Annotated in this window: 28 protein-coding genes and 1 pseudogene; 19 read left to right on the top strand and 10 right to left on the bottom strand. The window is 60.4% G+C overall.

Going from position 1 to position 25,214, the window contains the following annotated elements; genetic code table 11:
* Positions 1-514: efflux RND transporter permease subunit (locus tag VZP09_RS10820; protein ID WP_328795130.1), on the top strand; the 514-nt coding region annotated here is incomplete at its 5' end.
* A 55-nt stretch (positions 515-569) separates the two neighbouring features.
* On the opposite strand, the gene lldD is transcribed toward VZP09_RS10820, so the two are convergent.
* Entirely contained in the window at positions 570-1,754 is a 1,185-nt protein-coding gene (gene lldD / locus VZP09_RS10815; RefSeq protein WP_004151846.1) for an FMN-dependent L-lactate dehydrogenase LldD, read from the bottom strand.
* A 288-nt stretch (positions 1,755-2,042) separates the two neighbouring features.
* A pseudogene (locus VZP09_RS10810) lies at positions 2,043-2,135 on the bottom strand (hypothetical protein); the annotation flags it as partial.
* Here VZP09_RS10810 and VZP09_RS10805 point away from each other — a divergent pair.
* The 8 genes from VZP09_RS10805 (at position 2,134) to ldtE (ending at position 9,424) form a co-directional block, all read left to right on the top strand.
* On the top strand, positions 2,134-2,331 hold the full coding sequence (locus VZP09_RS10805) for a hypothetical protein (protein ID WP_002908880.1): 198 nt from the start codon (positions 2,134-2,136) through the stop codon (positions 2,329-2,331). The pseudogene VZP09_RS10810 and the gene VZP09_RS10805 overlap by 2 nt on opposite strands.
* A 482-nt stretch (positions 2,332-2,813) precedes the next feature.
* Positions 2,814-3,191, top strand: a complete 378-nt coding sequence (gene sufA / locus VZP09_RS10800) for a Fe-S cluster assembly scaffold SufA (RefSeq protein ID WP_004143232.1) — start codon at positions 2,814-2,816, stop codon at positions 3,189-3,191.
* A 2-nt stretch (positions 3,192-3,193) separates the two neighbouring features.
* Positions 3,194-4,681, top strand: a complete 1,488-nt coding sequence (gene sufB, locus VZP09_RS10795) for a Fe-S cluster assembly protein SufB (RefSeq protein ID WP_002908877.1) — start codon at positions 3,194-3,196, stop codon at positions 4,679-4,681.
* 16 nt (positions 4,682-4,697) lie between these two features.
* Entirely contained in the window at positions 4,698-5,444 is a 747-nt protein-coding gene (gene sufC, locus VZP09_RS10790; protein ID WP_002908876.1) for a Fe-S cluster assembly ATPase SufC, read from the top strand.
* Positions 5,419-6,693 carry a Fe-S cluster assembly protein SufD gene (gene sufD / locus VZP09_RS10785; RefSeq protein ID WP_328795129.1) on the top strand — a complete coding sequence of 425 codons (1,275 nt, stop codon included), beginning with the start codon at positions 5,419-5,421 and terminating at the stop codon, positions 6,691-6,693. The genes sufC and sufD overlap by 26 nt, the downstream gene beginning before the upstream one ends.
* Positions 6,690-7,910 carry a cysteine desulfurase SufS gene (gene sufS, locus VZP09_RS10780; RefSeq protein ID WP_223411794.1) on the top strand — a complete coding sequence of 407 codons (1,221 nt, stop codon included), beginning with the start codon at positions 6,690-6,692 and terminating at the stop codon, positions 7,908-7,910. The genes sufD and sufS overlap by 4 nt, the downstream gene beginning before the upstream one ends.
* Positions 7,911-7,921: 11 nt before the next feature.
* Positions 7,922-8,338 carry a cysteine desulfuration protein SufE gene (gene sufE / locus VZP09_RS10775; protein WP_002908865.1) on the top strand — a complete coding sequence of 139 codons (417 nt, stop codon included), beginning with the start codon at positions 7,922-7,924 and terminating at the stop codon, positions 8,336-8,338.
* 99 nt (positions 8,339-8,437) lie between these two features.
* Complete coding sequence (ldtE, locus tag VZP09_RS10770; protein WP_223411795.1) at positions 8,438-9,424, top strand: L,D-transpeptidase LdtE; 987 nt, start codon at positions 8,438-8,440, stop codon at positions 9,422-9,424.
* Between the two features lie 61 nt (positions 9,425-9,485).
* Here the strand turns inward: ldtE and VZP09_RS10765 are convergent, their stop codons facing one another.
* The 3 genes from VZP09_RS10765 to ynhH form a co-directional block, all read right to left on the bottom strand.
* The gene (locus tag VZP09_RS10765) at positions 9,486-9,722 is read right to left on the bottom strand and encodes a major outer membrane lipoprotein (protein ID WP_002908860.1); all 237 of its coding nucleotides are present in this window, start codon (positions 9,720-9,722) and stop codon (positions 9,486-9,488) included.
* Between the two features lie 312 nt (positions 9,723-10,034).
* Positions 10,035-11,447 carry a pyruvate kinase PykF gene (pykF, locus tag VZP09_RS10760; RefSeq protein ID WP_002908859.1) on the bottom strand — a complete coding sequence of 471 codons (1,413 nt, stop codon included), beginning with the start codon at positions 11,445-11,447 and terminating at the stop codon, positions 10,035-10,037.
* Between the two features lie 7 nt (positions 11,448-11,454).
* Positions 11,455-11,640, bottom strand: coding sequence for a protein YnhH (ynhH, locus tag VZP09_RS24850; RefSeq protein ID WP_418268519.1), 186 nt, complete (start codon positions 11,638-11,640; stop codon positions 11,455-11,457).
* On the opposite strand from ynhH, the gene VZP09_RS10755 reads away from it, so the two are divergent.
* From VZP09_RS10755 to fumD, 3 genes are all read left to right on the top strand, one after another.
* The gene (locus VZP09_RS10755) at positions 11,585-11,716 is read left to right on the top strand and encodes a hypothetical protein (RefSeq protein ID WP_227367080.1); all 132 of its coding nucleotides are present in this window, start codon (positions 11,585-11,587) and stop codon (positions 11,714-11,716) included. The two genes, ynhH and VZP09_RS10755, sit on opposite strands and share 56 nt — an antisense overlap.
* A gap of 88 nt (positions 11,717-11,804) precedes the next feature.
* Positions 11,805-11,963: a hypothetical protein gene (locus tag VZP09_RS10750; RefSeq protein ID WP_004143246.1), complete on the top strand. Its 159-nt coding sequence runs from the start codon at positions 11,805-11,807 to the stop codon at positions 11,961-11,963.
* Positions 11,953-12,165: a fumarate hydratase FumD gene (fumD, locus tag VZP09_RS10745; protein ID WP_004180357.1), complete on the top strand. Its 213-nt coding sequence runs from the start codon at positions 11,953-11,955 to the stop codon at positions 12,163-12,165. Before VZP09_RS10750 ends, fumD begins: the two co-directional genes overlap by 11 nt.
* A 17-nt stretch (positions 12,166-12,182) precedes the next feature.
* Here the strand turns inward: fumD and VZP09_RS10740 are convergent, their stop codons facing one another.
* On the bottom strand, positions 12,183-12,821 hold the full coding sequence (locus VZP09_RS10740; RefSeq protein WP_186964737.1) for a TetR family transcriptional regulator: 639 nt from the start codon (positions 12,819-12,821) through the stop codon (positions 12,183-12,185).
* A gap of 126 nt (positions 12,822-12,947) precedes the next feature.
* On the opposite strand from VZP09_RS10740, the gene VZP09_RS10735 reads away from it, so the two are divergent.
* From VZP09_RS10735 to VZP09_RS10720, 4 genes are all read left to right on the top strand, one after another.
* Positions 12,948-14,801: a bifunctional sugar phosphate isomerase/epimerase/4-hydroxyphenylpyruvate dioxygenase family protein gene (locus VZP09_RS10735; RefSeq protein WP_328795127.1), complete on the top strand. Its 1,854-nt coding sequence runs from the start codon at positions 12,948-12,950 to the stop codon at positions 14,799-14,801.
* A gap of 71 nt (positions 14,802-14,872) precedes the next feature.
* Complete coding sequence (locus tag VZP09_RS10730) at positions 14,873-16,195, top strand: MFS transporter (protein ID WP_328795125.1); 1,323 nt, start codon at positions 14,873-14,875, stop codon at positions 16,193-16,195.
* A 15-nt stretch (positions 16,196-16,210) separates the two neighbouring features.
* On the top strand, positions 16,211-17,047 hold the full coding sequence (locus VZP09_RS10725) for a shikimate dehydrogenase family protein (RefSeq protein WP_004215272.1): 837 nt from the start codon (positions 16,211-16,213) through the stop codon (positions 17,045-17,047).
* A gap of 56 nt (positions 17,048-17,103) precedes the next feature.
* Positions 17,104-17,847, top strand: coding sequence for a substrate-binding domain-containing protein (locus VZP09_RS10720; RefSeq protein WP_223411797.1), 744 nt, complete (start codon positions 17,104-17,106; stop codon positions 17,845-17,847).
* Here the strand turns inward: VZP09_RS10720 and VZP09_RS10715 are convergent.
* The 4 genes from VZP09_RS10715 to VZP09_RS10700 all read right to left on the bottom strand — a co-directional run bounded on the left by VZP09_RS10715 (position 17,822) and on the right by VZP09_RS10700 (position 21,536).
* On the bottom strand, positions 17,822-18,580 hold the full coding sequence (locus VZP09_RS10715; protein ID WP_223411798.1) for an ABC transporter ATP-binding protein: 759 nt from the start codon (positions 18,578-18,580) through the stop codon (positions 17,822-17,824). The two genes, VZP09_RS10720 and VZP09_RS10715, sit on opposite strands and share 26 nt — an antisense overlap.
* Positions 18,577-19,584 carry a FecCD family ABC transporter permease gene (locus tag VZP09_RS10710; RefSeq protein WP_004151840.1) on the bottom strand — a complete coding sequence of 336 codons (1,008 nt, stop codon included), beginning with the start codon at positions 19,582-19,584 and terminating at the stop codon, positions 18,577-18,579. The genes VZP09_RS10715 and VZP09_RS10710 overlap by 4 nt, the downstream gene beginning before the upstream one ends.
* Positions 19,574-20,632 carry an ABC transporter substrate-binding protein gene (locus VZP09_RS10705; protein ID WP_064176862.1) on the bottom strand — a complete coding sequence of 353 codons (1,059 nt, stop codon included), beginning with the start codon at positions 20,630-20,632 and terminating at the stop codon, positions 19,574-19,576. Before VZP09_RS10705 ends, VZP09_RS10710 begins: the two co-directional genes overlap by 11 nt.
* A 91-nt stretch (positions 20,633-20,723) precedes the next feature.
* Positions 20,724-21,536, bottom strand: a complete 813-nt coding sequence (locus tag VZP09_RS10700) for a DNA-binding transcriptional regulator (protein ID WP_328795123.1) — start codon at positions 21,534-21,536, stop codon at positions 20,724-20,726.
* A 177-nt stretch (positions 21,537-21,713) separates the two neighbouring features.
* Between VZP09_RS10700 and VZP09_RS10695 the strand changes: the two genes are divergently transcribed.
* Genes VZP09_RS10695 through mhpC form a run of 3 tightly spaced genes read left to right on the top strand, consistent with a single transcriptional unit; the run spans position 21,714 to position 25,208 of the window.
* Positions 21,714-23,378, top strand: coding sequence for a bifunctional 3-(3-hydroxy-phenyl)propionate/3-hydroxycinnamic acid hydroxylase (locus tag VZP09_RS10695; protein WP_328795122.1), 1,665 nt, complete (start codon positions 21,714-21,716; stop codon positions 23,376-23,378).
* A gap of 1 nt (position 23,379) precedes the next feature.
* A complete protein-coding gene (mhpB, locus tag VZP09_RS10690) occupies positions 23,380-24,324 on the top strand; it encodes a 2,3-dihydroxyphenylpropionate/2,3-dihydroxicinnamic acid 1,2-dioxygenase (RefSeq protein WP_004184402.1) in 945 nt (314 codons plus the stop codon).
* Positions 24,325-24,341: 17 nt separating this feature from the next.
* Positions 24,342-25,208 carry a 2-hydroxy-6-oxonona-2,4-dienedioate hydrolase gene (gene mhpC / locus VZP09_RS10685; protein ID WP_328795121.1) on the top strand — a complete coding sequence of 289 codons (867 nt, stop codon included), beginning with the start codon at positions 24,342-24,344 and terminating at the stop codon, positions 25,206-25,208.
* Positions 25,209-25,214 lie beyond the last annotated feature (6 nt).

Genomic DNA, 25,214 nt, shown 5'->3' with positions numbered 1-25,214 from the left:
GGCGATGGTGCCGTTATTTCCGATAATGATCGCCCTCACGCTGCTGATCATTATCCTGCAGGTGCGTTCGCTGTCGGCGATGGTCATGGTTTTCCTGACCGCGCCGCTGGGGCTGATTGGCGTGGTCCCGACGCTGCTGCTGTTCAATCAGCCGTTTGGCATCAATGCCCTGGTGGGCCTGATCGCCCTGTCGGGGATCCTGATGCGCAATACGCTGATCCTGATTGGCCAAATCCATCATAACCAACAGGCGGGGCTCGATCCGTTCCACGCGGTGGTGGAGGCGACGGTGCAGCGCGCCCGCCCGGTTCTGCTGACCGCGCTGGCGGCGATCCTGGCGTTCATTCCGCTCACTCATTCGGTCTTCTGGGGAACGCTCGCCTATACGCTGATTGGCGGGACGCTGGGGGGAACCATCATGACCCTTATCTTCCTGCCGGCCATGTACGCGATCTGGTTCCGCATCCGTCCGGAGAACACGCTACAACAGACAGAGTTGCACCTTCAGAGGTAATTCCACTTTGCCGGACCTGGGCGAGGCACATGGCCAGGCCAGGTCCCGGGCAGCGTCAGGCGGGTAAGGATACCGGCACCGCATGAGTGCGGTGTTGATCCTGTTCGAGGCGATCAAGGCAATCGAGGCTGATGGCCGATGGCGAGGTCGCGCCGGTGAGGGTCATGGTAACCTTCATATCCTCGGCAAATAAGCGCAGCAGATGCGCCACGCCCGCTTCGCCCGCCGCGGCCAGGGCATAAATATAGGCCCGACCGAGCAGCACGCCTTTCGCGCCGAGGGCCAGCAGACGTATAACGTCCACGCCGGAGCGCACCCCGGAATCGGCAAGCACTGTCAGATCGTCGCCGACCGCATCCACCACCCTGGGCAGCGCCCGGGCGGTGGGGATGGCGCCATCGAGCTGTCTGCCGCCATGATTTGACACCACAATACCATCGGCGCCCAGCCGCACGGCATTGCGCGCATCGTCGGCATCGAGGATCCCTTTGATGATTAATTTTCCTTGCCAGCTGTCGCGGATCCACTCCAGATCGTGCCAGGCGATGGACGGGTCGAAGTTGTTGCTGATGAACCCCATATAGTCGTCCATGGTCATTTTGTGGCCGGTGTAGGCTTCGATATTACCAAACGACAGGGGTCTGCCCGCCAGCCCGACGTTCATCGCCCAGCGCGGATGGGTGCAAGCCTGGAGATATTGTCGCAGGGTGGCGTGCGGCCCGGACATCCCTGAGCGGTTATCGCGATACCGCGAGCCGGGGATTGGCATATCGACGGTAAATACCAGGGTTTTCATGCCAGCGGCCCAGGCCCGCTCCAGCGCGTTACGCATATAGCCGCGATCTTTGAGTACGTACAGCTGGGACCAGAGCGCGCCGCTGGCGTGGCTCGCCACCTCTTCAATCGAGCAGACCGACACGGTGGATAAGGTGTACGGGATCCCGGCGCGGGAGGCGGCGCGGGCCGCCTGGACTTCGCCGCGGCGGGCGTACATCCCGGTGGCGCCGACGGGCCCCAGCGCCACGGGCATCGCCCATGGGGCATCAAGGATCGTGGTCGCCAGCGTCGGTTCGCCGGCCCCGCACAGTACACGCTGGCGAAGAGCTACCGAGGCAAGCTCGGCGGCGTTGGCGTTCATGGTGTTTTCCGCCACCGCGCCACCGTCAATATAATCGAAAAGGAAGCGGGGCAGACGACGACGAGCGGCTTCGCGATAATCGCTGGGGGCTGAAACAATCATTATTATGTCCTTATGTTTTTTAACCTTAGTGGATGTTCTGCAGGTAAAAAAACTATAGGCCTCTAAAAACCGGCGAGGAAATGAAATATTAGCATTCCAGCTATTCCCTGCTGGAATAATCTGGTTTTATCGCTGAGGCTGCTATTTCCTTTTTTTACTCTTCGGCGCGCGCGTTATTTTTATTTATTTCCGCGCAACGTGAAGCTGGCAAAATAAAGACCCGGTATGAGGCGACAGCGCTTTGCGCCATCGCCACCAGGGGGAAGGAGAGGTCAGTGCGGCGCCTGCGTTTTCCGGGAGGTGTAAAGAAGATGAATTTGAAATTGAGCAGATGGTATCTTTTGCTAGCCTTTCTGAGGAGGGCAGACGGAGCGACACCATGAAAGATAAAGATGAACAAACGGCATTGATTGGCATGGCCATCGGCGCGGCGGTCATTAGCTTAGTGGCTACACAAAAGCAGATTAATCAGGGGAGTATCGTGGATGAACTGGTGAGGCTGGGCAGACAGAAGGGGGACGGGGTAGAGGATGAGGTCTTTGTCCAGGCCGCCCGGCTGGTGAGTAAAGGCACCTAGCCAGCCGGTATCCCGCCTGGCAGCCCCGTTTGCCCGTTTTATTTTGGTNTNATTTCCCGAACGCGGCCAGGCGAGCGGCGCTTATTCCTTTCCTGAAGCGTTACCGGCGGGCGCTTTCACTACCCGCTTTTTTCTAGCGCATGGCCGGGGCCGCGCCCCGCGCTGGCATGGTCTTTCTGTTACGTTGTCACTTTATGCTCGCCTGCAAGCGATAACCAGCAAGGTGGTCTGCCGCTATTGCATAAATCGGTATTTTCGATACATCTTTGCCATTGCGTGCGGAGATAGAATGATTTCAAAATAACATATTATAAATCAATAGATTAAGTTCTATTTGCACGCCCTGAAAATCCCCGGGCGAGGGTCTATGCTTATAAAAAGCACTAAATGAGGCAATACCCCTGCTGCAGAAGGGTTGAAGTGATAATCATTATCACTAACATGGCGGTATGCCTTGATGGCGCCAACCTGGAGGTCTATCGATGGAAGTACAAGCAGGAACTTTTAATCCCGCCGATTTCAGCTGGCAGGGACTGACCATGACGCCGGCCGCTGCCGCGCATATCCGCGATCTGATGCGCAAGCAGCCGGATAAGAAAGGGCTGCGGCTGGGCATTAAAACCAGCGGCTGCGCTGGTTTTGGCTATGTGCTCGAAATGATTGCCGAGCCGGCGCCCGACGATCTGCTCTTTGAATCTGACGGGGCGAAGCTGTTTGCGCCGCTGCAGGCGATGCCGTTCATCGACGGCACCGAGCTGGATTATGTCCGGGAAGGTTTAAATGAAATCTTTAAATTTCATAACCCGAAAGCGCAGCATGAGTGCGGCTGCGGCGAAAGTTTTGGGGTGCAGGCGGAGTAACTATGTCGCGTAATACTGAAGCAACTGACGATGTCAAAACCTGGACCGGCGGCCCGCTCAACTACAAAGAGGGCTTTTTTACTCGCCTGCAAACCGATGAGCTGGCCAAAGGCATTAATGAAGAAGTCGTTCGGGCTATCTCGGCTCGCCGCAATGAGCCGCAGTGGATGTTGGAGTTTCGTCTGAATGCCTACCGGGCGTGGCTGGAAATGGAGGAGCCGCACTGGCTGAAAGCGCATTACGATAAGCTGAATTATCAGGATTACAGCTACTATTCCGCGCCCTCCTGCGGCAACTGCGATGAGACCTGCGCCTCCGAGCCTGGCGCGGTGCAGCAGACCGGGGCCAATACCTTTCTGACCAGCGAGGTGGAAGAAGCCTTTAACCAGCTGGGCGTGCCGGTACGCGAAGGGCGCGAGGTGGCGGTGGACGCGATATTTGACTCGGTGTCGGTGGCGACTACCTACCGAGAAAAGCTGGCCGAGCAGGGGATCATCTTCTGTTCTTTCGGCGAGGCGATCCACGACCATCCGGAACTGGTGAAAAAGTATCTGGGCACCGTAGTGCCGGGGAATGACAACTTCTTTGCCGCGCTGAACGCCGCNGTGGCTTCGGACGGCACCTTTATCTATGTGCCGAAGGGCGTCCGCTGCCCGATGGAGCTGTCGACCTATTTCCGCATCAACGCCGAAAAGACCGGGCAGTTTGAACGCACCATTCTGGTGGCCGATGAAGGCAGCTACGTCAGCTATATTGAAGGCTGCTCGGCGCCGGTGCGCGACAGCTATCAGCTGCATGCCGCGGTCGTTGAAGTCATCATCCATAAAGACGCGGAAGTGAAATACTCCACGGTGCAGAACTGGTTCCCCGGCGATAACAACACCGGCGGGATCCTCAACTTCGTCACCAAGCGCGCCCTGTGCGAAGGGGAGAACAGCAAAATGTCATGGACCCAGTCGGAAACCGGCTCGGCCATCACCTGGAAATACCCCAGCTGCATCCTGCGCGGCGATAACTCGATCGGCGAATTCTTTTCGGTGGCGCTGACCAGCGGCCATCAGCAGGCGGACACCGGCACCAAAATGATCCATATCGGCAAGAATACCCGCTCGACCATCATCTCGAAAGGGATCTCCGCCGGACATAGTCAGAACAGCTATCGCGGGCTGGTCAAAATCATGCCGACCGCCACCAACGCCCGCAACTATACCCAGTGCGATTCGATGCTGATCGGCCCGGACTGCGGGGCGCATACCTTCCCGTATGTAGAATGCCGCAACAACAGCGCCCAGCTGGAGCACGAGGCGACCACCTCGCGGATTGGCGAAGATCAATTGTTCTACTGCCTGCAGCGCGGGATCAGCGAAGACGATGCCATCTCGATGATCGTCAACGGTTTCTGTAAAGACGTCTTCTCCGAGCTGCCGCTGGAGTTCGCTGTAGAGGCGCAAAAATTGCTGGCCATTAGCCTTGAACATAGCGTCGGCTGATAATTAAGGAAAAAAGATGTTAAGTATTCAAGATTTACACGTCGCCGTCGAAGATAAAGCGATCCTGCGCGGGCTGAACCTTGAGGTGCGCCCGGGAGAGGTCCACGCCATTATGGGGCCGAACGGCTCAGGCAAAAGTACGCTTTCGGCCACCCTGGCCGGGCGTGAAGATTATGAGGTGACTGGCGGTCGCGTCGAATTTAAGGGCAAAAACCTGCTCGAACTCGCTGCGGAAGATCGCGCCGGGGAAGGTATCTTTATGGCCTTCCAGTATCCGGTAGAGATCCCCGGCGTCAGCAACCAGTTTTTCCTGCAGACTGCGCTGAATGCCGTGCGCAATTATCGTGGCCAGGAGGCGCTGGATCGTTTCGATTTCCAGGACTTAATGGAAGAAAAGATCAAGCTTCTGCAGATGCCGGAAGATCTCCTGACCCGCTCGGTGAACGTTGGCTTCTCCGGCGGTGAGAAAAAGCGCAACGATATTCTGCAAATGGCGGTGCTTGAGCCGGAGCTGTGCATTCTCGATGAATCGGATTCGGGGTTGGATATCGATGCCCTGAAAATCGTCTCGCAGGGAGTGAATGCCCTGCGCGACGGCAAACGCGCCTTTATCATTGTCACCCACTATCAGCGCATCCTTGACTATATCAAGCCGGACTATGTCCATGTGTTGTATCAGGGGCGGATTGTGAAGTCGGGCGATTTCTCTCTGGTCAAACAGCTGGAGGAGCAGGGCTATGGCTGGCTTACCGAACAGCAGTAACGCGCTGCAGCAGTGGCACCATCTGTTTGAAGCGCAGGGCGGCCCGCGTACCCCGGAGGCCAGTCAGCATCTGCAGCAGCTGCTGCGCCTTGGGCTGCCGACGCGCAAGCACGAGGACTGGAAATACACTCCGCTGGATGCCCTACTTAACGGTCGCTTTGTCGCCGATGAGGGGGCCTCTCTCAGTGCTGAACAGCGTGATGCGCTGGCGCTGCCGCTGGACGCCTGGCGGCTGGTGTTTATCGATGGCCGCTATCATCCTCAGCTGAGCGACGATCTTGCCGCCAGCGGCGTGGAGGTCAGTGTCGATAATCAGCGCCAGCATCTGCCGGATGCCCTGCAGCCGGAGGTGTTTCTCCATCTGACCGAAAGCCTGGCCCAGACGGTGACCCGCATTCGCGTGCCGCGCAACGGCCGCCTGGATAAACCGCTGCTGCTGATGCATATCACCAGTGGCCTGGCCGGCGATGCGCTGAATACCGCCCACTATCGCCATCACCTGGCGCTGGAGAGCGGGGCGGAGGCGACGATTGTCGAGCATTACCTGAGCCTCAATGAGCAGCCGCATTTCACCGGCGGGCGATTGACCATGACGGTGGCCGATAACGCGCACCTCCAGCATATCAAGCTGGCATTTGAGAATGCCCGCAGCTATCACTTCGCCCATAACGACCTGCTGCTGGGCCGCGACGCCTCGGCCTTCAGCAGCAGTTTCCTGCTTGGCGGCCAGGTGCTGCGTCACCAGACCAGCACCCGCCTGGGCGGCGAAAACAGCAACCTGCGCCTCAATTCGCTGGCGATGCCGGTGAAAAATGAGGTCTGCGATAGCCGCACCTGGCTCGACCATCAGGTCGGCTACTGCACCAGCCGCCAGCTGCACAAAACCATCGTCAGCGATAAGGGGCGGGCGGTGTTTAACGGGCTGATCAACGTCGCGCCGCTCGCGCTGAAAACCGACGGTCAGATGACCAACAATAATCTGCTGCTCGGGCGGCTGGCGGAGGTCGACACCAAACCGCAGCTGGAAATTTACGCCGATGACGTGAAATGCAGCCACGGGGCGACGGTGGGGCGCATTGACGAAGAGCAGCTGTTCTATCTGCGCTCGCGCGGTATCGAACAGCAGGCGGCGCAGCAGATGATCCTCTACGCCTTCGCCGCCGAGCTCACCGAGGCTATCCGCAGCGACGCGCTCAGAGAGCAGGTGCTGGCGCGTATTGGACAGCGTTTGCCGGGAGGCACTGTATGACATTTTCAGTAGAACAGGTTCGCGCCGATTTTCCGGTACTGAACCGGGAGGTCAACGGTCAGCCGCTGGTCTATCTCGACAGCGCCGCCAGCGCCCAGAAGCCGGAGGCAGTGATCGGCGCCGAAGCGGAATTCTATCGCCACGGCTACGCGGCGGTGCACCGCGGCATCCATACCCTCAGCGCGGAAGCCACCGCGCGGATGGAAGCCGTGCGTCAGCAGGCGGCCACCTTCCTTAACGCCGGGTCGGCGGAGGAAGTGGTGTTCGTCCGCGGCACCACCGAGGGTATCAACCTGGTGGCCAACAGCTGGGGAAACGCCAACGTCGGCGCCGGGGATAACATTATCATCAGCGAAATGGAGCACCACGCCAATATTGTGCCGTGGCAGATGCTCTGCGCCCGCGTCGGGGCTGAGCTGCGGGTGATCCCCCTGAACCCGGACGGTACGCTGCAACTGGATGTTGTCCCGGGACTGTTTGACCCGCGCACCCGCCTGCTGGCGATAACCGAGGTCTCCAACGTGCTGGGGACGGAAAACCCGCTGGCGGCGCTGATTGCTCTTGCGCATCTGCATGGCGCGAAAGTGCTGGTGGATGGCGCCCAGGCGGTGATGCACCACCCGGTGGACGTCCAGGCGCTGGGCTGCGATTTTTATGTTTTCTCCGCCCACAAGCTGTATGGGCCGACCGGGATCGGCGTGCTCTACGCCCGGTCCGAGCTGCTGCAGACGATGGCGCCTTGGGAAGGGGGCGGGTCGATGATCGCCACCGTCAGCCTGACGGAGGGCACCACCTGGAATCAGGCGCCGTGGCGCTTTGAGGCCGGCACGCCGAATACCGGGGGGATCATTGGCCTCGGCGCGGCGCTGACCTACGTCACCCAGCTGGGACTGACGCAGATTGCCGAGTATGAGCAGACGCTGATGCGCTACGCGCTCGATGCCCTGCGCGCGGTACCGGATCTGATCCTTTACGGCCCGGCGCAGCGTAAAGGGGTAATTGCTTTCAACCTCGGTCAGCATCACGCCTATGACGTCGGCAGCTTCCTCGATAACTACGGGATCGCCGTGCGGACCGGACACCACTGCGCGATGCCGTTGATGGCCCGGTATCAGGTACCGGCTATGTGTCGGGCATCGCTGGCGATGTACAATACCACGGAAGAGGTGGACCGCCTGGTGGCCGGCCTCCAGCGGATCCGCAAACTGTTAGGGTAAAGGACGGGACAATGGCGGCACTACCGGACAAAGACAAACTGTTGCGTAACTTTAGCCGTTGCGCCAACTGGGAAGAGAAGTATCTCTATATCATCGAGCTTGGCCAGCGTCTGGCGCCGCTAAGCCCGGAAGAACATAGCGTGCAGAACATTATTCAGGGCTGTCAAAGCCAGGTCTGGATCGTGATGGACCAGGATCCCACAGGCGTGATCACCCTGCGCGGCGATAGCGATGCGGCGATCGTCAAGGGTCTGATAGCGGTGGTGTTTATCCTCTATGACCGGATGACCGCTCAGGACATCACCGAGTTCGACGTGCGTCCGTGGTTTGAAAAAATGGCGCTCACCCAGCATCTCACCCCCTCCCGCTCGCAAGGCCTCGAAGCCATGATCCGCGCGATACGCGCGAAAGCGGCAAATATTAGCTAGAATAAACAGGTAGATTTCATTCTGTTACGTCCGGCTGGGCGCTGACCCTGCCGCCGTTCAGTCTCCTGGCGTTTTATCAGCGAAAGAAGGAATCTCAGTATGAAACGCAAAACGATGATCACCTTAGCCCTTCTCAGCGCCCTTGGCGCCTCCTCGGCCGCCTGGGCCGTTGATTATCCGCTCCCTCCCGCCAACAGTCGGCTGATTGGTCAGAATCAGTACTGGACGGTACAGGAGGGAGATCGCAACCTGCAGGCAATTGCGCGCCATTTCGATACCGCGGCGATGCTGATCCTCGAAGCCAACGATACGATTGCGCCGGTGCAGCCGAAGCCCGGCACTCAGGTCCTTATCCCTTCTCAGATGCTGCTGCCCGACGTGCCGAGGGAGGGCATTGTCGTCAACCTCGCCGAACTGCGGCTGTATTACTTCCCGCCGGGAGAGAATCAGGTGCAGGTCTATCCGCTGGGCATTGGCCAGTTAGGTCTGGAAACGCCGGAGATGACCACCCACGTGGGGCAGAAGATCCCTAACCCTACCTGGACGCCTACCGCCGGCATCCGCGCGCGCTCGCTGGAGAAAGGGGTGACGCTGCCAGCGGTGGTCCCGGCCGGACCGAACAATCCCCTGGGCCGCTATGCGCTGCGTCTGGCCTACGGTAACGGTGAATATCTCATCCACGGAACTAACGCCCCAGACAGCGTTGGTCTGCGCGTCAGCTCGGGCTGTATGCGGATGAACGCTGATGACATCAAAGCGCTGTTCAGCCAGGTGAAAACCGGGACGCCGGTACGGATTATCAATCAGCCGGTGAAGTTTGCCGTCGAGCCGGATGGTAAACGCTATGTCGAAGTCCACAGGCCGCTTTCGCAGACCGAAGGGGAAAACACCCGGACCATCGCTTACACGCTGCCAGCGGCGTTTCACGCCTTCGCAGAGGATAAAGCAGTGGATGACCTGCAGTTGAAAAAAGCGATGTCGAGAAGGGCGGGGTATCCGGTGGTGGTGTCGGCGGGGGCAGGTAGCACGGCGACGTCGCTGTCGGCGCAGAATAGTTCGTCTGACAACGGTCTGCTTACCCAATAGCCCTCATGCTGAGGGCAAAAAAAATGGCGCACAGAGTGCGCCATTTTTATTACCAGAACTCTTACTTACGGTAAGAGTGAGCCTGGTTGTCCAGACGCTGGTTAGCGCGAGCTGCGTCGTCTTTAGCAGCCTGAACGTCGGAACGCATTGCGTTCACGTCGTTGCTCAGCTGGTCAACTTTAGCGTTCAGAGTCTGAACGTCAGAAGACAGCTGATCGATTTTAGCATTGCTGGAGCAACCAGCCAGCAGAGTAGAACCCAGGATTACCGCGCCCAGTACCAGTTTAGTACGATTCATTATTAATACCCTCTAGATTGAGTTAATCTCCATGTAGCGTTACAAGTATTACACAAAGTTTTTTGGGATGAGAATATTTTTTTTACCTGAACGCACTTATTTTTGATCGTTCGCTCAAAGAAGCATCGAATTGCTCAGAATCGCTGAAAAAGGCGAGTGAAAACAGCGCGCTTCCATCGGATTCATCTTAGATAATCCCTTATTAAATAGTAAATTCCGATTTGCATTTTTAATAGGAAGAGCTAATCAATGAATAAAAAAAAGCGCCCCGCGAGGCGCTTTATTAAAAAAAACCAATTAACCTGTAAATTATTACAGCACGTGTACGGAAGCGGTATTAGTCGTGCCGCTCGGCACTAATGCGCCGGAAACCATCACCACTACGTCGCCTTTACGCGCGAGGCCGCTCTTCAGCGCCAGGTCTTTGCCCAGATGATAGAAATCATCGGTAGAGGCAATCTCTTCCACCAGCTGCGGTACCACGCCTTTGCTCAGCACCAGCTGACGAGCGGTGGTTTCGTTGGTGGTCAGCGCCAGGATGGTGGCATCCGGGAAGTATTTGCGCACAGCGCGTGCGGATTTACCGCCCTGGGTGGCGACCACGATCAGCGGCGCTTCCAGTTTCTCAGCGGTTTCTACCGCGCCGCGGCACACCGCTTCGGTGATGCGCAGTTTACGGTTGTCGTTGTTGAAGTCCAGACGGCTGGTCATCACGCGGTCGGTACGTTCGCAAATGGTCGCCATGATGGTGACCGCTTCCAGCGGGTATTTACCTTTCGCGGATTCGCCGGACAGCATCACCGCATCGGTGCCGTCGAGGATGGCGTTAGCCACGTCGCCGGCTTCAGCGCGGGTCGGACGCGGATTCTTGATCATGGAGTCCAGCATCTGGGTGGCGGTGATAACCACTTTACGCGCGCGGATACATTTTTCGATGATCATTTTCTGGGCGAAGATAACTTCTTCAACCGGGATCTCCACGCCCATGTCGCCACGCGCAACCATGATGCCGTCAGACGCTTCGAGGATTTCGTCGAAGTTGTTCAGGCCTTCCTGGTTTTCGATTTTGGAGATGATCTGGATGTTTTCGCCGCCGTGGGCTTTCAGGTGCTCACGGATCTCGACGACGTCGGAACGTTTACGGATGAAGGAGGCCGCGACGAAGTCCACGCCCTGTTCGCAACCGAAGATCAGATCCTGTTTGTCTTTCTCAGCCAGCGCCGGCAGGGCGATGGAGACGCCCGGCAGGTTAACGCCTTTGTTCTCGCCGAGGTCGCCATTGTTCAGCACTTTACAGATAACTTTGTTGCCTTCGATAGCCGTGACTTCCATGCCGATCAGGCCATCGTCCACCAGGACGGTGTTGCCGACGGCGAGGTCGGAGGTGAAGCCTTCATAGGTTACCGCAACGATTTCGTTGTTGCCGATGACGGATTTATCGGTAGTGAAGGTGAAGGTCTGGCCTGCTTTCAGGGAGACGTCGTTGCCGCCTTCCAGCTTGATGGTACGAATTTCCGGCCCTTTAGTGTCCAGCAGAATAGCGGCTTTCTTACCGGTTTTGCTCATCACATTGCGCAGGTTCTGGATGCGCTGACCGTGTTCCGCATAGTCACCGTGGGAGAAGTTCAGACGCATCACATTCATGCCGGCTTCCAGCATTTTGGTCAGCATCTCTTCAGATTCGGTTTTCGGACCGATGGTGCAAACAATTTTGGTCTTTTTCATGACAGTTTTAGTCTTTAAGTTGTGAAGGATATGGAATTCTCGCTCCGCGGGCGCACTGCCGGGGAGCCAAACCTGTATTACGAAAGTTGCTAAGCCACGCCCTAAGGATAGGTGACAACCCCGGAGCGTGCAGAAGAATGTGTGCTGGCGGTTCAGCCCATGAAATGTGGCAAGGTGTTATGCGTTTTATCATGCAGTCCAATGCGCTGAAACCATTCAATAAAGAATCGAAGCGCATTATACGCTGCCGAAATCAAAAAGGAAAATAAAAACCTCGTTTCAAATTATGGACAAAGCGCGTAACAAAACCGGCACGTTATGCAAAAATCTACGCAACACACTTTTTCGTCACCGGCTATGAAAAAGGGTAAAAGAAATGGATTATTTCGCCATCATGAGCCGGTAAAATGCGTCATTGAACCTTTAAAGTGGCGATGGTTTGCGTTGTGCGGGAAATCTATCAATAATGATTTGATTGATAATGATAAAATACGAGCTAAATTCTATGGGAAATAAAGCGAAAGACGACGACCTGTACCAGGAAATGTGCCGCGTGGTGGGTAAAGTCGTGCTGGAAATGCGTGACCTGGGTCAGGAGCCGAAACACATTGTCATTGCCGGTGTGCTGCGCACCTCGCTGGCGAACCGCAAAATCCAGCGTTCGCCGCTCACCGTGGAGGCCATGGAGAAAGTCATTCATGCGCTTTCCGGGCACTGAACCCTTACGCCGGCGGGTCAGGAAATCACGAAGCGGATCACCGCCCTGACGGCAATGTCACAATGGTGAGCCACCATCGCTTCATCGTCGATGGCGGGTAGCGGATCGTCAAGATACAGGCTGCTGAAGGTGTAGAAGTTCGACACCTGATAAAAGCTGAAGCTGCTGATTAACCGGTGGACATCGCGCGCGTCGAGCCCCGCCTGAAAGACGCCCTGCTGCTGGCCGCGCAGTAAAATGTCTTCCAGAATCGACAGGGCGGTACGATTCAGCGGCTTCAGTTCACCCGAGCTTTTTAACCACTTGCCGCGCTGCATATTCTCCATGCAAATGACGCGCATATAGTCCGCATGGGTGGCGTGATAGCGCACGCTCCAGCGCACCAGCTGCACCAGCGCCTCCACCGGCGGCACATTCTCCAGCCCCAGCTGCTGCTCGGTTTCGCGGATCCGCGCATACACATGCTGCAGCACCTCCTGATAGAGCTGTTCTTTGCTTTTGAAGTAGTAAACCACCATGCGTTTGGTGGTCTGCGCCTCGGTGGCGATCTGCTCCATGCGGGCGCCTGACAGCCCGTGTTCAGCAAAGACAGCGATAGCGGCGCTGAAAATCCGCGCCTTCAGGGATTGTGCTTCATCATGGGCAACGACGGTCATGGCAACTCCTTTTTCTTGGGTGACAAAAAATACACATAATGATCACAATTTAGCAACCTAGTATGGCGCAAATGAACCAAATGATACATATTCAAGGCTTACGTCAGCTGTTGACCCGAGGACCTTATGCTGCGCTCTATCGCCACCGTTTCGATTTCCGGCACCCTGCCTGAGAAGCTGCACGCTATTGCGGCGGCGGGGTATCAGGGGGTGGAAATTTTCGAGAACGATCTGCTCTATTATACGGGGACGCCGGCGGAAATCCGCCAGCTTGCCGCCGATTTAGGGTTAAAAATCACGCTTTTTCAACCCTTTCGCGATTTTGAAGGCGCCAGTCGGGCGCAGTTTGCGGCGAATATGGCCCGCGCTCGGCGCAAGTTTGCTCTGATGCGCGAGCTGGGCTGCGAGACGCTGCTGTTGTGCAGCAATGTACAGCCGGACTGCTCGGCGGATAGCGAATTGCAGGTCGCGGACCTGCGGGCGCTGGCCACGCTGGCGGAAGAGGAGGGGATCGCTATCGGCTATGAGGCCCTGGCCTGGGGAACCCATGTGAACCGCTGGCAGCAGGCCTGGGAGCGGGTGCGGCGGGTGGACAGCCCGGCGTTGGGCCTGGTGCTCGACAGCTTCCATATTCTGGCCCGCGGCGACACGCTGGACGCGCTACCGTCGGTGCCGGTGGAGAAAATCACCTTTGTACAGCTCGCCGATGCGCCGTATATGAAAATGGATTTGCTGGAGTGGAGCCGCCACTTCCGCTGCTTTCCCGGACAGGGGGAGCTGCCGCTGGAGGCGTTTGCCGAGCAGATCACCCGCTGTGGCTACCGCGGCCCCTGGTCGCTGGAGATCTTTAATGACGGTTTTCGCGCCTCGCCGAACGGCGCGACGGCCAAAGATGGTTATCGTTCGCTGCTGTGGCTGGAGGAGCAAACCCGCCGTCGGCTCCCGACGTGCGATGCCGATCTGTTTTCACCGCCGCCGCTGCCGGTCTATCACGGGCTGGAGTTTATCGAGTTTGCCGCCAGCGCCGCCGAGGCGCAGCGCCTGGGGCAACATCTGCAGGCGCTGGGTTTTCAGCACGAGGGAAGCCACCGCTCCAGACAGGTGACGCTGTGGCGCAACGGCGGGGCGCGGATCGTCATCAACCATCAGCCGCACAGCTGGGCCGACCATTTTTATCAACGCCACGGGGTATCGCTCTGCGCGATGGCGCTGCGGGTCGAGCACAGCGCGTCGCTTGTCGCCCGCGCCCGCGCGCTGGGGTATGCCACCTGGCAGGGCGACGCCGGGCCGAACGAAACGCCGATCCCGGCGATCTGCGCCCCCGACGGCAGCCTTATCTATCTCATCGACGCCGGGGAGGCTATCTACGAGCGCGATTTTCATCTGCGTGATGGCGTGACGGTGCGCGAGGACTATCTCGGTATCGATCATCTGGCGCTGGGAATGGAGGCCGACAGCCGCGATAACTGGGTGATGTTCTTCCGTACGGTGTTTGGTTTTTCCCTTGAGCATGAGCAGACGCTGCCGGACCCGTATGGACTGGTGCGCAGCCTGGCGGTGCGCAGCCCGCAGGGCGATATCCGTCTGGCGCTGAATATTTCGCAGAGCCGGGCGACGCAGATCGCCCGCTCCGTCGCTTGCTACCAGNNNNCGGGGCTGCAGCATGCCGCCTTTGCCTGCCGCGATCTGCCGGCCGCCTGCGACCAGCTTGCCGAGGTTGCCCGCCATACGCTGCCGATCCCGGCCAATTATTATGACGATCTGCTGGCGCGCTTTGGCGGCGAGCTGGACGTCGGGCAGCTTCAGCGCCAGCAGCTCCTCTATGACCGCGATCCGCAGGGGGGAGATTTCCTGCACCTTTACACCCGGCCGTTTACCGCCGGCCGCTTTTTCTTTGAGTTAACCGAGCGCCGGGCTGGCTATGCGCTCTATGGCGCAGCGAATGCGGCCGTCCGTCTGGCGGCGATGCAGTATTGTTAGCCTGAATCAAATGGTTCATTATGCGTTAAACACAATAACAACACCCTCTGTACCCGAGACAGGAACCGACTATGAGCTCATATAGCCCTAACCCGACGGCTGCCGCCCAGCCAGCCGTCACCGTGCGCCGCTCCCGGCGGCGTATCGGCATTCTTGCGCTGTTGGCCATTGGCACCATGATCAACTATCTCGATCGCACCGTACTGGGGATCGCCGCCCCAAAGCTCACCGCTGAGCTGGGGATCGACCCGGCGATCATGGGAATCCTCTTCTCCGCCTTCGCCTGGACCTATGCTCTGGCGCAGATCCCCGGCGGATTGTTTCTCGACCGCTTTGGCAACAAAGTGACCTACTTTTTGTCACTGACCCTGTGGTCGCTGTTTACCCTGTTCCACGGCATGGCGGTGGGGCTGAAGACGCTGCTGCTGTGCCGCTTCGGGCTCGGCATTAGCGAAGCGCCGTGCTTTCCGGTCAACAGCCGGGTGGTCAGCGCCTGGTTCCCACAGCAGGAGCGGGCGAAGGCCACGGCGGTGTACACCGTGGGGGAGTATCTCGGGCTGGCCTGCTTTGCGCCGCTGCTGTTCTGGATCATGGACGGTTTCGGCTGGCGGGTGCTGTTCGTCAGCGTTGGCGCCGTCGGCATTCTGTTTGCCCTGGTGTGGTGGCGCTGCTACCGCGAACCGCATGAAGATCCGCGCCTTAGCCAGCAGGAGCGCGAGCATATCGAAAACGGCGGCGGCCTCAGCGCCCCGACCGACCAGCAGGTGGCGTTCAGCTGGCCGCTGGTCCGCCAGCTGCTGAGCAAACGGCAGATCATCGGCGCCAGCATCGGCCAGTTTGCCGGCAATACCGTGCTGGTGTTCTTTCTCACCTGGTTCCCCACCTGGCTGGCCACCGAGCGGCATATGCCCTGGCTGAAGGTTGGCTTCTTCTCCATCCTGCCGTTTGTCGCCGCCGCCGGCGGGGTGATGTTTGGCGGCTGGCTCTCCGACAAACTGCTCAAGGCCACCGGGTCGGCCAATCTTGGCCGTAAGCTGCCGATCGTTGCCGGCCTGCTGATGGCCAGCTGCATCATCACCGCCAACTGGCTGGAGAGCGACCTGGCGGTGATCCTGGTGATGTCGTTTGCCTTTTTTGGCCAGGGGATGGTGGGCCTCGGCTGGACGCTGATCTCCGATATCGCCCCGAAGGGGCTGGGCGGTCTGACCGGCGGCCTGTTTAACTTCTGCGCCAACCTCGCGGGGATCCTCACCCCGCTGGTGATCGGCTTTATCGTTGCCGGGTTCGGCAATTTCTTCTACGCCTTGATCTACATCGGCGGCGCCGCGCTGCTGGGCGTGGCGGCCTATCTGTTTATCCTCGGCGACGTCAAACGTATCGAGTTATCGCAGTAAGCAAAGGAGCAAGGCATGGTGATTAGTGGGAATACGCGGCTGATAGCGCACCTTGGCTATCCGACCGCCAGTTTTAAGGCGCCGATGATCTACAACCCGTGGTTCGTTGACCAGCAGGTGGACGTGAAGGTGGTGCCGATGGGGGTCAGGCCGGAGGACTACGCCGCGTTTATTCCGCCGCTGTTTACGATGACCAACATCATCGGCGCGCTGGTGACGATGCCGCATAAAATCGCCACCTGCGATCTGGTGCAGCGCCTGAGCCCGACGGCGGCCATCGCTGGCGCCTGCAATGCCATCCGCCGCGAGGCTGACGGTAGCCTGAGCGGAGACATGTTCGATGGCGAGGGATTTGTGCTGGGCCTGCGTCGTAAAGGGTTTAACCCGCAGGGGACGCGGGCGCTGGTGGTTGGCAGCGGCGGGGTGGGATCGGCTATCGCCGCCTCCCTCGCGGCGGCGGGGGTCAGCGCCCTGACCCTGTACGATACCCGACCCGAGGTGGCGCACGCCCTCGCCGGGCGGCTGCATCAGCACTATCCGCAGCTCGATATCACCCTGATGCAGCCCGATCCTGCCGGACACGAGCTGGTGGTCAATGCCACCCCGCTGGGGATGAAGGCCAGCGATCCACTGCCGCTGGACGTTGACCGTCTGGCGCCAGGCGCCTGGGTGGGGGAAGTCGTCATGACTCAGGAGTACACCCCGCTGCTGAGGGCCGCTCAGGCACGACAGTGCCACATCCAGCGCGGGACCGACATGCTGTTTGAAATGATCCCTGCCTATCTGCGCTTTTTTGACCTACCGGTAGCCACCCCCGAGCAGCTGCGGGCGCTGGCAGAAATTCGCTACTGACGCGACGGCAAACCGGGTAATATAGCGCTATATTATCCGGTTTATAGCGATATCCTATGGCAAATACCACTCTCACGCTGCTGGCGGCGGGAAGCCTGAGAAGCGCCTTCCTGCCGCTGGTGGCGCACTTTCGGCAGCACACTGGCCTGGCGGTCGATGCGCAGTTTGGCCCTGCCGGCCTGCTGCGCGAGCGGATCGAAGCCGGGTCGCCGTGCGCGGTTTTTGCTTCCGCCAACGCGGCGCACCCGCAGGCGCTGCTGCAGGCGGGTCTGGCGCAGGAATGCCAGGGATTTGCCAGCAACCAGCTGATGCTGACGGCCCGGCGGTCGCCGGACAACGATGGCCTGGACTGGCTGGCGCTGCTCAGCACGCCCCGCCTGCGGTTGGCGACCTCCACGCCGGGCTGCGATCCGTCGGGAGATTATACCTGGCAGCTGTTCGCCCGAATTGAGGCACGCTATCCAGGGTTGGGCAACGCGATGGCCGGGCGGGCGCAGCAGCTGGTCGGCGGCAGAGACTCACTGAGCGTGCCGCCGGGAGAGATAGCCGGCGCGTGGCTTATTCGCCAGAATCTGGCGGATCTGTTTATCGGCTATGCGCACTATGGCCCCGCGCTGGCCACCTGCGACGATCTGCGTACCCTGACCATCCCGGCACCGTGGAATATTCGCTGCGATTACCAGCTGGCGCGTCTCAGGGCCGATCCCGCCGCGCTGGCCCTGTATCGCTTTATCCTCGACGACGTTGGCCAGGGGTATCTCCGGCAGGCGGGTTTTATGCCGTTAAGCGACGCAGCGTAAACCCCGGCGCCAGCAGAGGGAACGCGGAGGCGGCATGGCGGATCAGGCGTACCGGCAGGCCGTACGCTTGCCGGAGATGCGTTTCGCTCAGCACGTCGGCGGTCTCGCCCGCCAGCCACCGGCCCTCCGGCAGCAGAAGCAGCGTATGGCTGGCCACCTGTAGGGCGTGGTTGGGATCATGGGTGGTGAACAGGACGGTGCGCGCCTGGCGGTGGGCGAGGTCGCCGATCAGCTGCAATACCACCTGCTGGTTACCGAGGTCCAGCGCCGAGCAGGGCTCATCCAGCAGGATATTCTGGCTGGCGCTGACCAGCGCGCGGGCAATCAACACCAGCTGCTGCTGGCCGCCGGAGAGGGCGCCGAAGTCATCTTCGGCCAGGGCGGCAATCCCCAGCTGCGCCAGCGCCTGCTCAACCCGCCGGGCATCCTCCTCGTCCGGCTGGGCAAAGAGATCCACGTGACGGGCCCGGCCCATCAGCACCACATCGCTCACGCGCCAGCGAAAAGCGGGACGAAACGACTGCGGAACCAGGGCCACGCCGCCCTCGCACTGCATCTCGCCGCCCAGCGGCGGCAGCACGCCGGTCAGGGTATCCAGCAGGGTACTTTTTCCCCGGCCATTGGCGCCCAGCACCGCCCAGATCTCACCGGGCCGGCAGGCCAGCGTGAGCGGGGCGAAGAGCGGCTGACGGTGGCCGTAGCGTAGCGCTTGCAGCGATAATGAGCTGTTCATCGGGTCGTACTCCGGCGTCGGGATTGCACCAGCAACACGGTAAACAGCGGCGCCCCGAGCAGGGCGGTGATGATCCCGATCGGGATCTCCGCCTGGGTCAGCGTACGCGCCAGATCGTCCACCACCAGCATCAGCGCGGCGCCGAGCCAGAAGGCGGTGGGCAGCAGGCGACGATGGTCAGCCCCTACCAGCAGACGGGCGAGGTGCGGGACCACCAGACCCATCCAGGCGATGCTGCCGCTGACCGCCACCTGGGCTGCCACCAGCACAGCGCAGCAAACCAGCACGCCGCGACGCAGCGCGGCCACCGGAACGCCAAGACTGCGGGCATCGCGCTCCTCCAGGGCCAGCAGGTTGATACGCCAGCGCAGCTTCCACAGCGCCCCGGCAGCCACCGCCAGGGGCAGGGACATAAGCAGTACCTTATGCCAGCTGGCGGTCGCGAAGCTGCCGAGCAGCCAGAAAACGATGTTCGGTAACGTCTCTTCGCTGTCGGCGAGGTACTGCATCAAGCTGACCAGCGCGGCGAAGAAGCCGCTGAGAATGATCCCGGACAGAATCAGCCCCAGCGTGCTGTCCCGCCCCTGCAGGGCGGCGAGGGCGTAAATCAGCCCCAGCGCGACGAGGCCGAAGAAAAAGGTCGAGGCCATCATCAGCAGACTGCCGACGCCCAACAGGATCGCCAGCGTGCCGCCAAAGGCGGAGCCGGCGGTCACCCCGATGATGTGCGGGTCCACCAGCGGGTTCTGGAACACGCCCTGCAAGGTGGCGCCGCACAGCCCCAGCGCGCCCCCGGCCAGCAGGGCCATCACCACGCGCGGCAGGCGAACCGACCAGACGATCTGCCCGATCACCCCTTCTCCTGGCGGCAGATGGACCAGGGTGTGGCCAACGGCGCTCAGGCTTAACGGGTACTGGCCGAAACAGAGCGAGGCGACCGCGATCGCCAGCGTCGCCAGCGCCAGGCTTCCCTGCACCAGCCAGGGCTGAGAGTTAGCGGGCATCTGGCGTCCACGCCACGCGGTAAAAACGCTGATAATAATCCCTGGCTTTACTGTCCACATCGATGCTCTGGTAGCGCGCAGGATAGAGTTTTTTCGCCATCCACAGCTCGCCCAGCGCCAGGGCCTCCGGCATCGGGTAACCCCAGGCTTTGGCATACTCCGGCATCAGCCACACGCGGTGATGTTTCACCGCATCGATCGCCTGCCACTGCGGGTCGTTCTCTATCTGTTTGACCACCTGCGGATAACGGTCCTGGACGAAGATCACCTGTGGATTCCACTCCAGCACCTGCTCCAGCGACACCTGGCGGGCGCCTTTTACGCTGGCGGCCGCCACGTTCAGCGCCCCGGCGTGCGCCATCATCAGCCCGGTGTATTTGCCAGCGCCATAGGTATTCAGATCGGGGTTGGCCATGTACACCCGCACCCGCTGGTTCGGTGGAATATCGGCCACCGGCGCATTGGCTTGCTTGCGCGCCTCGAAGGTGTAGTGAATCAGCGCCTCGGCCTCGGGCTGGCGCTCGACCACCTCGCCGATAAGGCGGATCCCCTCCATCAGCCCGGCGTTATAGGCCTGCTCTTCGTCAGCCATGGTGGGGTTCATTTTATTTTTTTCCCCGGCGGCATCGTGGCGCAGCGAGATGGCCACCACCGGGATCCCGGCCTGTTGGATCTGCGCGATCATCGCCGGCGGCGCATAGTTGGCGACGAAAACCACCTGCGGACGCAGCGCCAGCAGGCTTTCAATATTGACCTGGGTGAGATCGCCCGGGGTCGCCAGTTGCCCGATCTCGGGCATAAAGCGGGCGAACTGCGGCCCGAGCTGTTTCTTCCAGCTGCTTAAGACGCCGACGATATCCTCGGCGGCATGCAGTTGTACCAGCAGGTTGAGCGTCTGATGCTGCAGAACCACAACGCGGGTGACGTGGTCGGGGAGGGTGACCTGGCGACCCAGCTGGTCGGTGACGGTGCGGTCGGCGAAGGCCTGGCCGGTGAACAGGCTGGCGCTGAGCAGCGTCAGGCCCAGCAGTAAGGGGTGTTTTGACATGGTGTGGCCCGAATGGCGTGAAAATTCGTTGTGTATTAAATTATATAACGAAGCCGGGCGCAATGGTTGATCGCGGTTACCCTCATCGCGATCAAGGCATTTCGTACCACACTTCTTCATCCTCCATGCGGGCTTCTATCTGCCTCGCCACCCTCTGCAGCGCAGGGAGATGCTTCTGCGCCGCCTGCTCAATGGTCATTGCGCTGGCGATATAGACCAGGTTCAGGCAGCCGATAACCCGCTGCTGACTGCAGACCGGCACGGCGATCGAGGCGATTTTCTCCTCCTGCCGCCAGCCGCGGAAGTTTTCGCCATAGCCGTTCTGGCGGGTGCGGGCGAGGATCGCCGCCAGCCGTTCCGGTTCGCGGGCCAGCTGATACTCAGCTTCCGGACGGGCGGCCAGCATGCTGACGATGGCGTCGCGTTCCGCGTCGGGGGCAAAGGCCAGCCACGTCAGTCCGGAGGCGGTGAGCAGCAGCGGCAGCCGCCGTCCGACCATCGCGCGGTGAAACGACAGTCGGCTGAAGCGGTGGGTAGTCTCGCGCACCACCATGGCGTCGACGTCGAGGGTGGTGATGTCCGTTGGCCACTGCACCTCGCGCAGCAGCTCGCCGAGCAGCGGCGTGGCGAGGGCAGAAATCCAATGTTCGTCACGAAATCCATCGCTCAGCTGGCGGACGTTAATGGTCAACCGGAAGNTGTCATCGGAGCGGCTGCGGCGGACATAACCCTCCTCCTGTAGCGTCTCCAGCAGCCGGCGCACGGTGGTGCGATGCAGGCCGCTAAACTCCGCCAGCAGGCCCGGCGTCGCGCCGCCGTCGAATTTATTTAACAATTTTAATAACAATAAACCCCGGCTTAATCCGCGCACCGTTTTGTACGCTGCGGACCCATCGTCACGCATAAACCCTCCCTTAAAATGCTTTAAAAACAGTGTGGTGCACCTGGTGCACATTCGATGATGTTTTGATTGTAGCCGAAAACCCCCGCCCTATACTCAGCCCATTATAAAAAAACGTTTACACATGATTAACAAATTGCCTGTCAGCCGGGCAGTTTCCGAGTCGTGAGGTCGCTGAGAATGACAACATCTACACCCGATATTCAACCCGCCGTGCAGCATACCGCTCAGGTCGCCATCGTTGGCGCCGGTCCGGTTGGTCTGATGATGGCCAACTACCTTGGCCAGATGGGCATCAGCGTGCTGGTGGTGGAAAAGCTCGCCACACTGATCGATTACCCGCGGGCCATCGGCATTGACGATGAATCCCTGCGGGCGATGCAGGCGGTGGGGCTGGTGAATGACGTGCTGCCGCATACCACGCCGTGGCACGCCATGCGTTTTCTCACCCCAAAAGGCCGCTGCTTTGCCGATATCCAGCCGATGACCGATGAGTTTGGCTGGTCGCGGCGCAACGCCTTNATTCAGCCGCAGGTCGATGCGGTGATGTATCACGGTCTGCAGCGTTTCCCTCAGGTCCGCTGCCTCTTCTCCCGCGAAGTGGAAGCCTTTAGCCAGAACGGTGACAGTGTCACGTTAAATCTTAAAGGACCGGACGGCGAACGGGAGACGGTGCGCGCGGACTGGCTGGTGGCCTGCGACGGCGGCGCCAGCTTTATTCGTCGTACGCTGAACATCCCCTTCGAAGGTAAGACCGCGCCGAATCAGTGGATCGTCATCGATATCGCTAACGACCCGCTGGCCACCCCGCACGTTTACCTGTGCTGCGACCCGGTGCGACCCTACGTTTCCGCCGCGCTGCCCCACGGCGTGCGCCGCTTTGAATTTATGGTGATGCCCGGAGAAACCGAAGCCCAGCTCAGCGAGCCGCACAATATGCGCCGTCTGCTGAGCAAAGTGCTGCCGGACCCGGACCGCGTCGAGCTGATCCGCCAGCGGGTCTATACGCATAACGCCCGCCTTGCCGAGCGCTTTCGCATTAACCGGGTGCTGCTGGCCGGCGATGCGGCGCACATCATGCCGGTCTGGCAGGGGCAGGGATATAACAGCGGCATGCGCGACGCCTTCAACCTGGCGTGGAAGCTGGCGCTGGTGGTTAACGGTAAAGCGGGAGAGGCGCTGCTCGACAGCTACCAGCAGGAGCGCCGCGACCACGCGAAAGCGATGATTGATCTGTCGGTCACCGCCGGCCACGTGCTGGCGCCGCCGAAGCGCTGGCAGGGGGCCGTGCGCGACGGTCTCTCCTGGCTGCTGAATTACCTGCCGCCGGTGAAACGCTACTTCCTCGAGATGCGCTTTAAGCCGATGCCGCAGTACCGCGAGGGGGCGCTGCTGACGGACTGCGCCGGCAAGACCTCGCCGGTGGGCAAAATGTTTATTCAACCGCAGGTGACGCTGGAGAGCGGCGAGAGCGTGCTGCTCGACGAGGTTATCGGGGCGAATTTCGCCATTATCGGCTGGGGCTGCAACCCGCAGTGGGGGCTCGACGCCGGGCAGATCGCCCGCTGGCGCGCGATTGGCGTGCGCTTTATCCAGGTGGTGCCGGAGGTGCAGATCCACCGCGAGCAGGATAACGCCCCCGGCACGCTGCGGGTGGGCGATACGCAAAACCGCCTCAAAAGCTGGTTTGCACTGCATAACACCGCCATCGCCGTGGTCAGGCCGGACCGCTTTGTCGCCGCTCTCGCCATCCCGCAAACCCTCGGCGCGCAGCTGACCGCTCTGGCGGAAAAAATGACCCTCGCAACCGGGGATACCGCCCACGCTGAAGAGAAGGTGGCCTGATATGCATGCCTATTTGCACTGTCTCTCCCACACTCCGCTGGTGGGATTCGTGGACCCGGAGCAGGCGGTCCTCGATGAAGTGAACCGGGTGATTGCCGACGCCCGGCGGCGGATCGCTGAATTCGATCCCGAGCTGGTAGTGCTCTTCGCTCCCGATCACTACAACGGTTTTTTCTATGACGTGATGCCGCCGTTCTGCCTCGGCGTCGGCGCCACCGCGATTGGCGACTTCGCCAGCGCCGCCGGCGACCTGCCGGTGCCCGCCGAGCTGGCGGAAGCCTGCGCCCACGCCATCCTCAACAGCGGTATCGACCTGGCGGTGTCGTACAACATGCAGGTGGACCATGGCTTCGCCCAGCCGCTGGAGTTTCTGCTTGGTGGCCTGGACCGCGTGCCGGTGCTGCCGGTGTTTATTAACGGCGTCGCCGCGCCGCTGCCGGGTTTTCAACGCACCCGGCTGCTGGGCGAGGCGATGGGCCGCTTTCTCAATACCCTCAATAAGCGGGTGCTGATCCTCGGCTCGGGCGGACTCTCGCACCAGCCGCCGGTGCCGGAGCTGGCGAAGGCCGACGCTCATCTGCGCGATCGCCTGCTCGGCGGCGGAAAACAGCTGCCGCCGGACGAACGCGAACGGCGCCAGCAGCGAGTGATCAGCGCCGCCCGACGGTTTACCGAAGACCCGCACTCGCTCCATCCCCTCAACCCGGTCTGGGACAACCGCTTTATGAGCCTGCTGGAGCAGGGGCGGCTGAGCGAACTGGACGCGATCGGCAATGACGAGCTGTCGGCGATGGCCGGGAAATCGACGCACGAAATTAAGACCTGGGTGGCCGCTTTTGCCGCGCTATCCGCTTTTGGCCGCTGGCGCAGTGAAGGCCGCTATTACCGGCCGATCCCCGAGTGGATCGCCGGATTCGGCTCGCTGAGCGCCACCACCGAGATTTGATTAACCGGGAGACTAACATGAGCTATCAACCGCAAACTGAAGCCACCACCAGCCGATTCCTCAATGTCGACGAGGGGGGCCGCACGCTGCGTATCCATATCAATGACTGCGGCGACGGGAAAGAGACCGTGGTCATGCTGCACGGCTCCGGGCCGGGGGCCACCGGCTGGGCCAACTTCAGCCGCAATATTGACCCGCTGGTCGAGGCGGGCTATCGCGTGCTGCTCCTCGACTGTCCGGGGTGGGGCAAAAGCGATGCTATCGTCAACAGCGGCTCGCGTTCGGATCTCAACGCCCGCATTCTGAAAAGCGTGGTCGATCAGCTGGGGATCGATAAAGTCCATCTGCTGGGCAACTCGATGGGCGGCCATAGCGCGGTGGCCTTCACCCTGAGCTGGCCGGAGCGGGTGGCTAAGCTGGTGCTGATGGGCGGGGGGACCGGCGGCATGAGCCTGTTCACGCCGATGCCGACCGAGGGCATCAAGCTGCTGAACGCCCTGTACCGCGAGCCGACCATTGAAAACCTCAAAAAGATGATGAGCATCTTCGTCTTCGACACCCGCGACCTCACCGAGGCGCTGTTCGAGGCGCGTCTCAACAATATGCTGTCGCGCCGCGACCATCTGGACAACTTCGTCAAGAGCCTGGAAGCCAACCCGAAGCAGTTTCCTGACTTTGGCCCGCGGCTGGGCGAAATCAGCGCGCCAACTCTGATCGTCTGGGGACGCAATGACCGCTTCGTGCCGATGGACGCCGGGTTGCGCCTGCTCGCCGGGATCGCCGGTTCGGAACTGCATATTTACCGCGACTGCGGCCACTGGGCGCAGTGGGAACATGCCGACAGTTTTAATCAGCTGGTGCTCAATTTCCTCGCACGGGCTTAAGGAGTA

Origin of the sequence: Klebsiella sp. EMBS2024 (assembly GCF_036233805.1) — a bacterium.
Taxonomy (GTDB): domain Bacteria; phylum Pseudomonadota; class Gammaproteobacteria; order Enterobacterales; family Enterobacteriaceae; genus Klebsiella; species Klebsiella pneumoniae.
This window is presented reverse-complemented; position numbering and strand designations above follow the sequence as displayed.